This window comes from Bacillus sp. FSL R5-0585, from assembly GCF_038004545.1.
GTDB classification, from domain to species: Bacteria; Bacillota; Bacilli; order Bacillales; family Bacillaceae_G; genus Bacillus_A; species Bacillus_A cereus.
In genome coordinates, this window is record NZ_JBBORJ010000001.1 from 3,363,317 (window position 1) to 3,376,305 (window position 12,989).

Sequence of the window (12,989 nt, forward strand, 5' to 3'; positions counted from 1 at the left end):
ATGTATAAAAGAAAAATCATACAATATGATGTATGATTTTATACTCTATTATTTAAAATACTTCTGATAGTCCTCTTCATTTTTAAATTCAATCGGCCCTACATCCATTCGGAATTTCCCGTTCTCGTACAACAGTGGTGAAGCCTCTGAATGGTCTTTTGAGTAACTTTCTACATGTGAAATTTTCATCTCATTTGAATTAGTGAAATCAATATGAGCAATACACACCCAATAAGCATGGTCATTTATTTCTAATAACGGTGCTGTTACAACGCTTCCCATATGATTATCGACAACAGCTTTAGCCCTCATAGAATAGAAACTACCTATTCCATTTCCGACAGCACTATACGCAGCAAATAAAACATATTTTAAAGCTTCTGGTCGGTAAATACGAATTGTTTCTTTTCCTGGTTCCTGCGAATCACCATCTAACACAATATATGGCGAGACTTTAGACGAACCTAGATTTTTATAATAAACCTTTCCTATTTCTCCATTAGTTGTTACGTAAAAACAGTATAAGTCTAAATCTTTATTTGTTTCCCATTCTAAAGTAGCCGTTACCATTTTAGATTTTTGTATATTTATAGATTGTTTTTTCTTCAATTCAACCTTCACTGCATTAATAGTTTTTTGTAATGGAGGCGGAGTAGGAACTATTTTCTTCTCTACAGGAGGAGCAAATTGTTTTTCATCCTCTGCAATTTCTATTCCAAAATTTGTACACAATGCAGCTAACCCACCAAAATAGCCAGCTCCAATAGGATTGAACTTCCAGCCTCCTCCATGTCGATATAGCTCTCCAACAATAATGGCGCTTTCATCTGTAAATGGATACGTGATAGGAAAATGAATAATTTCTAATCCTGATTGTGCGTTATTTATTTTCAATTGAATATGGGAAACATCTCGTAGCGCCTGTTTCCTCTCTTCGGCATTATGAATTGTAATCGAAAATACAATCTTTTGTACGTCATCTTTTATATGAGTAAAATCTATAGAAAATCTTTGTTTATTTCCATTTGTTTCATTTTGGTCCAGTTGAACAGATCGACAACTAGAATAAGGTTGTCCATAAAAAACGAAATCCTCTTCTTTAGTAATTTTCCCATTAAAACCTACTAAAAAAGCTGATGCATCTACATCCATATTCATCGGGGCATTCCAAGTTAAATCTACCAGTAACCCTTTCATCTCTGGATGATTCTTTGTAACATCTATCTTTTGTCCCCTTACTAAAGTATGTATCATCATAATTCCCCCGTCCTACACCTTTAATGTTTTAACATTCAGTTCAATTATACTCCTCTTTAGATTTTCAAGGATATCCTCAAGATATTTCGTTCCTTAATACTTGTCCAAAAGAAGGTTTATCATAACTTCCAGCATGAATGTATAAATGCTCAGATGATCTTGTCATGCCTACATATAATAGCTTACGTAGTTTAATGTCATTTTGTTCGAGCTCCATTCTTTCAAACTTATCCACATCAACTAAAAAGACAATTGGTGCCTCAAGACCTTTCGACGAATGATACGTTGTTATAATTAAATGTCCTTCAGTAATATTTTTTGTAACTTTTACTTTTTGACGTATTTCACGATTTAATTTCTTTTGTATATTCTCACAATCTTTTCCTTCTCTACACAAAATTAATATATCTTCTGGCTTATAACCCTTGCTCTTAATAAGCTCGTAGACTTTATTACTAATATCTTCATACGATCCTTCAATAAAACTAACTCCATCTTTCATTTCATTCTCAAAAGATAGTTCGCTCATTGGACAATAAAATTTATTTACTTCCTCTTCCAATTTTTTTTCTTGTTTCAAGAAATTAAGGGCTAAATCTATATGTTGACTACCGGCACGATAAGATTTCTTTAATAAAGAACTTCTCCCGCGCATATCAATACCTAAGCTCTTCCAGCTATGATCTGAGTTGTTATAGATGCTCTGTAGTCTATCTCCTGCTAAAAATAAATTTATCCCCGTAACAGTTTCCTTTTGATTATTAACATACGTATGTTCTTTACAAGACTTCACACATAATCGAATCCAATCATCTAGAAAGTCTTGGTATTCGTCCACTAAAACAGCATCATATGATGATTGAGCTCGCTGTATAGCTACTTCTGGCAATTCTTCATTCCACCACTTCACTGTATTTTTTTTGGGTACACATATACTTGCTGTATCTAGCGCAAATTTATGAAAAGTGCTAACGTCTATATTTTCCAAGCGTACATTCATAAAGGCAAGATCAGCCGCTAAAGAATTCAATTTATTCTCAATTTTTGTTTTTAACGACCTATTATACGTTAATATTTTTATTTTCCACTCTGGATGTTCACGTACTAGATGAATTGCACGAGCTAGCAATAAAACCGTTTTCCCACTACCCGGAACTCCAGTTACCATATAGTGACCGTACGGTACACGCTTCGCGAAACGCTCTTGCTCTGCATCTAGTGCTGTAATTAATTCTTTTGTACTGATTTGATTATCACTACAACTAACCTTAATTTCTGGAAATAATAGTGTTCGTATTGCAATAATTTCATCTTCTTCTACGAAACTAAATTCATTTTTAAATAATTGATTTATATTTACTGTACTTAACATGTCAGATGAAATACACTGCGCTGGTGGCTGATTAAATACTTGATCTAATCCACTCTCTTCAATCTTATTAGAATGAAGATACGGAAATATAACATTAGTATGTAATTTAAACTTTAATTCGTTCCGTTCATTTTTTAAAATATCGTGCAGCCTAAATAACCTCTGTGCTGCAGTATGGTATAAGTTAGCTTTACAAAATGGATTATCTACCTGTTTTCCATCTGCTAAATCTATTTTTCTTCTATCTGCTCTATTAATATAAGAAAGTTCCCAATCTTTCACTTCAAAGATTGTTACACCTCTTTGTGAATCAATTAAAATAAAATCAGGTTCTAAATGTCTAATTCTTGGCTGAATATATAAGTACGCTTCTCGCTCCACGTCTTTATATAAAGAGCGAATCTTTTCAAGCACTCTTCTTTCACCTGGAGTCAAGCTTGGCAAATCATTCGGTATAATGTGTAAACCCACAAGAATCCCCTCTTTTTTCATATTATGCGTGTATTTCATTTATATAAATTAAATATAAATATATACAAATAAATGATTTACAATAATAAAAAATGATCAAAAGTTCTCTTTTACTATTAAAAATATTATTACACGCCATTCTCATTTTTAATTATATACTAAAATATAAGTTTTCTGGATTATTTTTCTATATCCAAAACAAAAAGACACTTTTCATAGTGCCTTTTCCATAAGTCTATACCTGACCTTTTGTATCACTAATTTCTCTTTTCTCGTTTGCCCTGACCAATTAACTTAATAAGTTTCTCTCTATTAATTAATACAACTCGATTCACTTTAGCGAGTTTGTATGCTGCAGCTGTAAATTCACTATTTGTAACAACCCATGTTTCATCAGCTTTATAAAATTCTTTTGCACCAACAATCTCCTGAACAGATTTAATTCCAACGTTATTCTTATAGCGTTTTGCCTGTACAATAATTCTTTTATCATTTTTTCTCAAAATTAAATCTGCACCAAAATCGTTAGATGCTTTAGTAATCTCTGTTTTATAACCCAAAGCAGGAAATAGACTTCCTAAATATTTTTCAAACTGGTGTCCGCTCATTTTATCAATATCATAAATTCCTGATTGTCGAAGTTCTCTTAGCTTTTTTACATTCACATACATATATAATAATATAATTGCTGCCGATACCATTACTATCGGTACTAAAAATTCCGGTTTCCACAACACCCCGAAAAACGTAATAACTAGTAAAGATCCCAATATTGATTCATCTTGCTTCTTCTTTCGCTTAGCCATCTTAACTCCTTTTCACTCATAAACCATAATAATTACTTTAATAACCTATATAAAATATCCCACCTAAAATAACTAATGCTATAGCACCTTTAATGATAGGTAGCATATCATCTGGTATATAAGATCTAATAATTACTAGCAGGGTACATACAACAAATATGACACCAAGGAGTATCCACCCGTCCCAAAGTACTTCTTTTAGTGATTCTGGTAACTCTATATTATTAACATCCATTTTATTTCCCTTTCTATCTTAACTTATAAAATTATAATAACGCATTATTTTTATAAAAGGAAATATTTATATTAAGACATTTTCAACTACATAATCTATGTTTAAATTTTTAAATACACATGCTAAGAATGATATCGATATTTTATAAGTACAAAGTACCAAAATTACTTATCTCCTCTATCTCCACCAACCATCTCTCCATACCATCCATAACTCTCCTCCAAAAACCCCCTAGTCTCCCCACTATCCTTATAATAAGAATTCCACCCCCGCTCCCTCAAAATCCCCTTCCAACTCCCACTCTCCACCATCCTCTTAATCACACCATCCCAATAAGCAACCTCTTCCTCGGTCATATCTTTTGGGCCCATAATTCCTTTCCAGTGCTGGAATATGACGTTGATTCCTTGTTCTTTCCATGTTGGGATTTCTGGTAGTCGGTCTAGGCGTTTTGGTGCGGATACGGCTAGTATTTTTATTTTGCCGGCTTTGTATTGTTTTTCGGCTTCGGATAGGGTCATGGTTGCGGCGTCTATTTGTTTATCCGTTAGGGCGTTTATGATTTTTTCTTTGTTTTCGTAGACGAAGAATTGTAGTTCGGCAGGGTTTATGCCGAATGCTTTGCTTACTTGTACGAAGGATAGGTGATCGTCGTTTCCTAGGCCTGGTGCAACGCCGATTTTGAAGTTTTTCTTGTTTTGTTTTAGTTGTTCCATTAGTTGTTTTGCGTTTTCTATGTTTGATTCTTTTGATACGACAACGACTTCCCAGTCTGATGCAAGTAGCGCGAGCGGTGTGAAGTCTTTATATGTTAGATTACTGTGACCTAGTAGGTTGTTCGTTATGAGTAAGCTTGAGTTAATCGCGAGTACGTGACCGCCTTTTTGTTTCGTATATTTCCATCCGACATCACCGCTGCCCCCTACTTTGTTTGTGACAGTGATTGGTTTTGTGAAGATTTTTTCTTCTGTTAATGTTTTTTGCATCGCTCGTGCTGTTAAGTCCCATCCTGCTCCTTGAACGTTTGGCGCAACGATTTCTACTTTGTCGATGTTCACTTTATTCGTATGGGATTTTTCCGAGGAACAACCAGCTATTACTCCTATCATGATCCATATACATAGTAATAACCGCTTCTTCATAGTCCTCGTCCTATGCGATATTTTCGTTCTGGTCGTCCGATAATGCCGTATGTGTATTCTACAGTGCATTCGTTTGTCGCTACTAAGTATTCTAAGTATCTTCTTGCGGTTGTTCTGGAGGCCCCCATTTGTTCTCCCATTTCTTCTATTGTAATGCCCTCTTCGAACCCTTTTATAATCCCTTTCACTTTTTGCAGTGTTAACGGATCCACACCTGTCGGTAAGTTTTTTATGTCTTGTGTTTGCGAAGTCCCGAAGAAATTATCGATGAGTGCTTGATTTACTTCATTGTTACTATGTAATAGTTGCTTTTTTCTTTTATAGTCTTCAATTGTGCGAACGAATTTTTCTAACGTGACCGGTTTTATAAGGTAGTTACTTACGCCGTTTCGAATTGCTTTTTCTAACATATGATTTTCATTTGCGGCAGTAACCATAATAACGTCAACGCTTGGAAAGTCGGCATGGATTTGTGGTAATAAGTCGGTTCCGATTCCATCTGGTAAGTAATTATCTAATAGAAGCAAATCGATTTCTTTCTTTTGTAATAGTTCCATCGTTTCTTTCGCGTTCAATGCTTTTCCAATCACTTTTACATCCTTTATTTTTAATAAAAATTCCTCTTGAATTTGTGCGACGCGGAAATCATCTTCTGCAATTGCAACCTTCAACATATGTCCATCCCCCTGTTTGTTATGTACTTTCTCTCAATGTTTTTGGAAGGTAAATTGTAAAAATAGCTCCCCCATTTTTCTCGTTTTGAATTTCAATCGTTCCCTCTAGTAAATCTACCATTTCTTTCACGTTTGCTAATCCGTAACCACGATCAGTTCCTTTCGTTGAAAATCCTTTTTGAAAAATGGTTGTTATTTTTTCTGCCGGTATTCCTATCCCGCTGTCTATCACTTCAAACACAATATCGTGCCCAATATCCGTAACGAAGAAAGAAACACTCTTTTCCCCTCGTTCATTCACTGCATCAAATGCATTATCGATTATGTTTCCAAGGATCGTAATAAGATGCGACACTTTTATATGGTCTGGTAACGGATGAAGCGCACTATCTCCTTCAATATGAAAATCGATTTTCTTCTCAGATGCTGTTCCGATTTTTCCTAATAAAATTGCTTGTACTTTTGCATCATGAATTTGATGGAATAAAATATGATTTTGGCTTTGATGAATATTAGATTCTTGCTGGATAAATTCAATCGCTTCTCTGTAATGTCCTAGCTGAAGTAATCCTGATAAGACGAAAAGCTTATTTGTGAATTCATGTGTTTGAGCACGTAAGTCCTCAGAATACTTTCTTACCTCAGATATTGTATTCACTAAGTTTTGCAGTTCTGTTTTATCTCTAAAACTACATACAACGCCTACCGTATTATTATTTTCGAGTATCGGTGTCATATTTAAAATAAACACTTTATCTTGAAATGCGATTTCTTGATCGTTTTCTAGCAATCTCTCCATATTAAAATCTGGTAAAACTTTTGAAATGTGCTGCTGCATATAATCATCATTTACATGAAGCATTTCTTCTGCCGACGTGTTCATCATCGTAATAAAACCATTTTGATCAATGGCGATAATCCCTTCTTTTATAGATAGTAATATCGCGCTTCGTTCCCGGTATAACGCTGCGATTTCATTCGGCTCTAAACCGAGTGTATCTTTACGAATGCTACGTGCTAAAAGAATGCCACCAACAATGCCGACTAATAATACTGCTAATGAAAAGAGTATAATTTCTTTCGTTCTGCTCAGTATGTTAGATTCAATACCTTTTATTAAAAACTCTACTGTCACAACGCCTACTACTTGATCGTAGTCTCCGTTATGAACAATAATGGGCGCCTTCGCCATTAAAGCAGGACCACTTTCACCATTTCCTTCGAGCGTATAGTATCCTCCAAAAGTAAGTGCTTCATAGTTATATGGATTATTACTCTTTGTTCCAATCAACTCAGAATTAGAATGTGAATACATAACCCCATAACGATCTTCTATAATTACATAATCCGCACCAGCTTGCTCACGAACTTGTTCCGCAATGGATTGAATCGTACTTTTATGCTCATTATGTTGAAAAGCATCTTTTATAGCTGGCATAAAAGAGAGCGACTTCGCAGTTTGCAGTGCTAACTGCTCCACTTGGCGCTTCGTATCAACGGACTGAATATAAACAAATATTCCCGCTAATAGGAGAACGACAAATAAAATTAACGCGATAATTAAGCTTACTATTTTCGTTTGTAATGACACTTTGCGCGATTTCTTCATACTTCATATCCTTTGATGAAATATTCAAAACTATCAATCTCCTTTTTCTATTATTATGACAAAACTGAAAATGAAGCAACTATTAAAAATATCCATGTTCATAAAGTACAAAAAGAATAAAATTGTCATAATATTGAGATTTTATTTAAAGAACAGTACAATTCAACTACAATGAACGCGCTTTCATAATTATCATTTTATTTATAAGCAAGAGGAGGAATGATTATGGCTCAAGTAAAATCTAATCGAGTCGCCGGCAATATTTTCAAAGGTTCTGTCGGCAATTTAATTGAATGGTACGACTGGTACGTTTACTCTGCTTTCGCTGTTTACTTCTCAGCAGAGTTCTTTCCTAAAGGAGATCCAACGAGTCAGTTACTGAACACAGCGGCTATTTTCGCAGTTGGATTTTTAATGCGCCCTATCGGAAGTTTATTAATGGGACGCTATGCAGATCGGCACGGACGTCGGGCAGCATTAACGCTTTCGATTACAGTTATGGCCGGTGGTTCTTTAATTATTGCCTGTACACCGAGTTACGAAAGCATCGGGATCATGGCACCAATTATTTTAGTTCTTGCCCGTTTACTGCAAGGATTATCACTCGGCGGAGAGTACGGAACTTCCGCAACGTATTTATCTGAAATGGCTAGTAGTGGACGCCGCGGCTTTTATTCAAGCTTCCAATATGTAACGCTCGTTGCTGGGCAAATGGTTGCGTTAGGCGTTCAAATTGTTCTTCAGCAATTACTAAGCGAACCAGATATGAAAGCTTGGGGCTGGCGCATTCCGTTCATTATTGGAGCGATGGGCGCAGTAGCTGTATTATGGCTTCGCCGTACAATGGATGAATCGGAGCAATTCTCAAACATAAAATCACAAAAACGCGAAAATGCAGGAACCGTTCGCGCGCTTATGAAACATCCGAAAGCAGTATTAACAGTAGTCGGCCTAACATTAGGAGGCACTGTTGCATTCTATACGTACACAACATATTTACAAAAGTTCATGGTAAACACAGTCGGTCTTCCAAAAGAAGTTGTAAGCTGGATTAACTTTGCCGCACTACTTATTTTCGTCGTACTTCAACCAATTGCAGGACTACTATCCGATAAAATCGGACGCCGCCCATTATTAATGGCATTCGGTATTCTCGGAACATTACTAACAGCGCCGATCTTCTTCTTTATGGAAAAAACGACAGAACCAATCGTAGCATTTTTACTCATGATGGTCGGTCTCATTATCGTTACTGGTTACACTTCCATTAACGCAATTGTAAAAGCAGAACTCTTCCCAACTGAAATTCGCGCACTTGGCGTAGGTTTACCATATGCACTAACAGTTGCGATATTCGGCGGAACAGCTGAGTTCATCGCATTATGGCTAAAAAGTATCGGAGTGGAATCACTGTTCTACTTCTACGTAGCTGGATGTATCGCTATAAGCTTTATTACGTATTGGCGTATGGATGAGTCATCGAAGACTTCGCAGATTGAGGCAGAGCTTGGTGGTGGGGATACACTAGTTAATAATAAGTCTAGTTAAAATTATGTATTCTATGTTTTTCGTTTATCTGAACTCGATTTACTTTATCTAAGAAGGCATAATTCATTAAGATATAATTTAAAAACCTCTACTTATATGTAGAGGTTTTTGTATGACGAAAAAACACGTATTATCGACAATTGCAAAAAGCCGGAGATTTTGCCGATGTAGAATCCATTGGTACTCACACCATGCGAAAAACCTTCGGCTATTGGTTCTATAAACAAACAAAAGATGTTGCTATGTTACAAGAAATTCTTAACCATAGCACATCACCCTGAAATATATTGGAATTAATAAAGAAGAAAAAGATAATATTCTTGATACATTTCAAATTTAATTTACTTAAAATTACTATTTCAATCATCATAAAAAAGACCTTTTATTTTAAAATAAAAGGTCTTTTTTATAAACATATATGTATTAAGATTTATATTTTTTTACTGTACAAGGAATAGTTACAATGTACAAATCTATAGCATAGATTGTAACCCAGATACCTTTACCTTCAGCTTCTAACTTTTTATCTAGTTGAGACAAATGCTCTGAAACTTTTCTTTTTCCCCATCTTCTAGGAAACCATTGAAAAACCTTAGGAACATTATATTTTTTATTATACCAAGTATTCAATCTCCAAAAAATGAAAAAAACCAAAACAATAATTATGATACGAAAAATATCAGAATATGAAATTCCTAAAACCATATTATATTTTCTCCATTTCCACTAAAACTCAGATAATTTACTTCTTAATTCTAATTCATCCTCTGTTTCGAAATCCTTAAATAATAAATGAATTATTTGATTATGATTAAAAAACACATTATATTCTTTTGATAAATTACCATGAGGATATGGACAAGAAACATAATCGCATAATTTATTATCAGCTTGTTGTTGCTTTCTTCCATAAATCATAAGAGGTTGATTAATTTCTTCTATAAGAGCTACAGAACCAATTGGTAATAATTAGCCTCCGATCGGAAAATAAGAGACGAACAAAGACAATCTACTCAGCTCCCTTAAGGTTTTAATAGTTTAATATTTGATTTTCAAGTTTGCCTTCACAAATTCCTGTTAACACTAATAATAAGAAGAACAGGCCGTAAAACGGGCGATCAATTTGATCATATAGGTCATACGCTTCGCTAAGTAGAACATCCGAATCATGTGGTTGTTCACCCTGTAACAATTACTAACAGCGCGTAGAAAACATTTGGATAAATAAGAGGCAAATAAATGATTAAAAAGTTGTAACCCCTACTATAAGAAATACTATTATTACCAAAGGAAGAATGATAATCATAAAGGATATTATTATTGTTAATAATGCTTTCCATGCTGAAAATTGGTGTGCTTCCCCTAAACATTTTAAGGAAATAATGATTGTCCAAATTCCAATAACTATATCAATTATGGCAAAAATAAGAAACAAAATCGTTAAAGTTATGCTACTATCCATTTCCGGTGTCTCACTCGTAAAGTTTTCTATCCCAAACAAGAAAAATGAAGGCACCCAAACTAATATAAGAGAATAAACGTAAGGGATATAAGAATAGGCAACTGAGTAACGTGTTTTTTCAAAGGTACCTTGTCCACCAAGTTTTTTTGCTACCCAATTAAATAACGCTGGTAGCAAAAAATAATAAATTAAGAAAGCAACGAAGGTACCGAATATAACCATTGAGATTATTGAAACTGGACTACTTATTGAATCCCCCATATTTTTAGAAGATGCTCGATCTAAAGTCTGTACGAATGAGCCTAATAAAATGAGTAAAAACACATTCTTAGGTTTGGATATAAAAATTTCTTTCATTGTATCACGTGGTTTTGTCCAAATGGAGAACCAAGGATTAAATGCACGTTTAAATTGATTTTCTGAAGTTTCCATAAAAAACATTTCCCTTTCTTAAAACATATTAAATATAAATCCCTAATTATCCCAGTTATCTATATAGAAATATTAAAGCATAAATAGTCGATTATTTAAATATAAACATTCAATTATTTAATTTCATCTGAAACTCAGGCGGAGTGCTTCTTAGCAATTACCTCTATATTTTCTTGTATTTTTAACTATAGGCTGAGTAGTTACTTTCATTTTGAGTACCTCATATTCTTTAATACATTGGATAAACAGTTATAATCTTATCATTAATAAGAACAAACCTAATTTCCATTCCTTGAGATGTTTTACCAGAATATAACCTTCCACCTATACATCTTTTATTGCTATAAGCCTCGTAAATGGCTTCCATAAGAAGAATGCGATTATATACTTGAAATGCAACAAATCCTCTTTAAAAGCCTATACGTATTTTCCCTCCATCTTCTATATACTTACGTAAATAATAATACTTATGGAGTTCTATAATCATATAAAACAAAACAAACGAAAACACTGTGCATGCAGACATAAATACAATTGCCCCCATCTGTTGTGTTGCAGTGCTAAGAATTATATTAGCAATTAACTGCCCCGATCCCGCTGCAATAGCTGCTACTTTTACACCACCAGTTCCTTTCGATGATTTTGATTTTTTTCTTGGTTCCTGAAGTTTTTCAATATGATTTTTATAAAAATAATACAAAGCAAAACCATACAAACCAAATGAAAGAATAAAATAGATAGGAGTTTGTAATTGTAACACTTCATAAGCATATTTTTGCGTTATAACCAATAATCCGACTGAACATATGGCGCCATATACTCCTCGAAATAGAGTGTATTGTAACTGTCGTTTCCGAGGATTGATAGCAATCCATATCGCCCACAAATTTAAAAAAACAACTGGAGGAGTTACTATATATACATAGAGTAATCGAAAAGGATTCGCAAAAGCGGGCAACAGAATAAATATGTCCGCTCCCACAAGAACAAGGGCAATTATTTGGAATCTTATTTCATTTACAGGATAAAGAGCCATATAATGTGCAAAAGCTTTCTTATTAAAATCTATAATTTTTTTCATATTAATTAAACCACCCCGCTACTGTTCCAATCAGTAAAAGTTTCATAACTATTCATTCTCTCCCCCTAAATTTATCCATAATATTATGAGCAACTATATTCCATAGTAAAGAAAGTACGGTAACAAAAAGTACAGCTAAAGAAAAATAAATCCTATCCTTCCATGTATCATGTACAATCATGCCTAGTATAATCATTATTAACGCACCAACACATATAACTATTTTTGAAAATTTTCGCATTCTATTATCTCGCTTCCTTCTCAAACTTAAATGAAACTCCTGCGGAATCTATAACCATACCCACCTATTACAATCTCACCTTTGGAACTTATATCATAATCACCTAATACAGGTATATAATTAGGTATCTTAATTTTAGTAATTTCCGCTTCATATGTTTGCAACACTATCAACGTTTCAAATGTCCTTTATACATTCCTTATTTAACCCCAAAACATTAAAATATGAATATTATAAAAATTAACTATCTACTTCCCATCAAAATTACGGTAATCCTATTAAGCCTGGGGTTACTCCTTCTACCTTCGCCCATTCAAACGAGCACTCAACTAACATTTGATTCTTACACTTAATTCTTAATAAACCTTCTTCTATCGTATTTATTTCAAAATAATCAATTATATTTTCTGTCCCTAAACCTTTTATTGTTAAATTATGAATAGTAAAGAAAGATATCTCTACATAAATTACATCCCACTTATCCCATCTTTTTGGCTTGTTTTCAACATTTTCCTTTGTCATCAATTGAATAACTAAAGTAGGACCATCTCTTTTAAGACGCACATCTAATAACTCTGATTCTTCAAACTTTGGTATTTTCCCAAAAATACTAATTAACGCTTGTGGATTTAAAAATTTAAATTGATCAATCATTTTTA

At 33.9% G+C, this 12,989-nt stretch carries 14 protein-coding genes and 1 pseudogene; 2 read left to right on the top strand and 13 right to left on the bottom strand.

Going from position 1 to position 12,989, the window contains the following annotated elements; genetic code table 11:
- Nucleotides 1-48: 48 nt before the first annotated feature.
- From MKY38_RS17300 to MKY38_RS17330, 7 genes are all read right to left on the bottom strand, one after another.
- The gene (locus MKY38_RS17300) at nucleotides 49-1,254 is read right to left on the bottom strand and encodes a TerD family protein (RefSeq protein WP_341049251.1); all 1,206 of its coding nucleotides are present in this window, start codon (nucleotides 1,252-1,254) and stop codon (nucleotides 49-51) included.
- A gap of 79 nt (nucleotides 1,255-1,333) precedes the next feature.
- Nucleotides 1,334-3,100, bottom strand: coding sequence for a UvrD-helicase domain-containing protein (locus MKY38_RS17305; protein WP_341049254.1), 1,767 nt, complete (start codon nucleotides 3,098-3,100; stop codon nucleotides 1,334-1,336).
- A 257-nt stretch (nucleotides 3,101-3,357) separates the two neighbouring features.
- Nucleotides 3,358-3,906 (bottom strand): restriction endonuclease, encoded by a 549-nt coding sequence (locus tag MKY38_RS17310; protein WP_341049256.1) that lies wholly within the window; start codon nucleotides 3,904-3,906, stop codon nucleotides 3,358-3,360.
- 37 nt (nucleotides 3,907-3,943) lie between these two features.
- Nucleotides 3,944-4,141: a hypothetical protein gene (locus MKY38_RS17315; protein ID WP_000383009.1), complete on the bottom strand. Its 198-nt coding sequence runs from the start codon at nucleotides 4,139-4,141 to the stop codon at nucleotides 3,944-3,946.
- 164 nt (nucleotides 4,142-4,305) lie between these two features.
- Nucleotides 4,306-5,283, bottom strand: coding sequence for a tripartite tricarboxylate transporter substrate binding protein (locus tag MKY38_RS17320; RefSeq protein WP_341049258.1), 978 nt, complete (start codon nucleotides 5,281-5,283; stop codon nucleotides 4,306-4,308).
- Nucleotides 5,280-5,957, bottom strand: a complete 678-nt coding sequence (locus MKY38_RS17325; protein ID WP_341049260.1) for a response regulator — start codon at nucleotides 5,955-5,957, stop codon at nucleotides 5,280-5,282. The genes MKY38_RS17320 and MKY38_RS17325 overlap by 4 nt, the downstream gene beginning before the upstream one ends.
- 19 nt (nucleotides 5,958-5,976) lie before the next feature.
- Nucleotides 5,977-7,566 carry a sensor histidine kinase gene (locus MKY38_RS17330; protein WP_341049262.1) on the bottom strand — a complete coding sequence of 530 codons (1,590 nt, stop codon included), beginning with the start codon at nucleotides 7,564-7,566 and terminating at the stop codon, nucleotides 5,977-5,979.
- 225 nt (nucleotides 7,567-7,791) lie between these two features.
- On the opposite strand from MKY38_RS17330, the gene MKY38_RS17335 reads away from it, so the two are divergent.
- Together MKY38_RS17335 and MKY38_RS17340 are read left to right on the top strand one after the other, a co-directional pair.
- A complete protein-coding gene (locus tag MKY38_RS17335; RefSeq protein WP_114556138.1) occupies nucleotides 7,792-9,114 on the top strand; it encodes an MFS transporter in 1,323 nt (440 codons plus the stop codon).
- Between the two features lie 131 nt (nucleotides 9,115-9,245).
- Nucleotides 9,246-9,454: pseudogene (locus tag MKY38_RS17340) on the top strand (tyrosine-type recombinase/integrase); the annotation flags it as partial.
- A gap of 83 nt (nucleotides 9,455-9,537) precedes the next feature.
- Here the strand turns inward: MKY38_RS17340 and MKY38_RS17345 are convergent.
- The 6 genes from MKY38_RS17345 to MKY38_RS17370 form a co-directional block, all read right to left on the bottom strand.
- Nucleotides 9,538-9,819 carry a hypothetical protein gene (locus MKY38_RS17345; protein WP_000242739.1) on the bottom strand — a complete coding sequence of 94 codons (282 nt, stop codon included), beginning with the start codon at nucleotides 9,817-9,819 and terminating at the stop codon, nucleotides 9,538-9,540.
- Between the two features lie 21 nt (nucleotides 9,820-9,840).
- Entirely contained in the window at nucleotides 9,841-10,032 is a 192-nt protein-coding gene (locus MKY38_RS17350; RefSeq protein WP_065224654.1) for a DUF4176 domain-containing protein, read from the bottom strand.
- Nucleotides 10,033-10,144: 112 nt separating this feature from the next.
- The gene (locus MKY38_RS17355; protein ID WP_003300196.1) at nucleotides 10,145-10,306 is read right to left on the bottom strand and encodes a hypothetical protein; all 162 of its coding nucleotides are present in this window, start codon (nucleotides 10,304-10,306) and stop codon (nucleotides 10,145-10,147) included.
- A gap of 51 nt (nucleotides 10,307-10,357) precedes the next feature.
- The gene (locus MKY38_RS17360) at nucleotides 10,358-11,008 is read right to left on the bottom strand and encodes a Yip1 family protein (RefSeq protein ID WP_137050189.1); all 651 of its coding nucleotides are present in this window, start codon (nucleotides 11,006-11,008) and stop codon (nucleotides 10,358-10,360) included.
- Between the two features lie 409 nt (nucleotides 11,009-11,417).
- Entirely contained in the window at nucleotides 11,418-12,089 is a 672-nt protein-coding gene (locus MKY38_RS17365) for a hypothetical protein (protein ID WP_078385101.1), read from the bottom strand.
- Between the two features lie 505 nt (nucleotides 12,090-12,594).
- A complete protein-coding gene (locus MKY38_RS17370; protein WP_000566917.1) occupies nucleotides 12,595-12,984 on the bottom strand; it encodes an immunity 50 family protein in 390 nt (129 codons plus the stop codon).
- Between the last annotated feature and the right edge of the window lie 5 nt (nucleotides 12,985-12,989).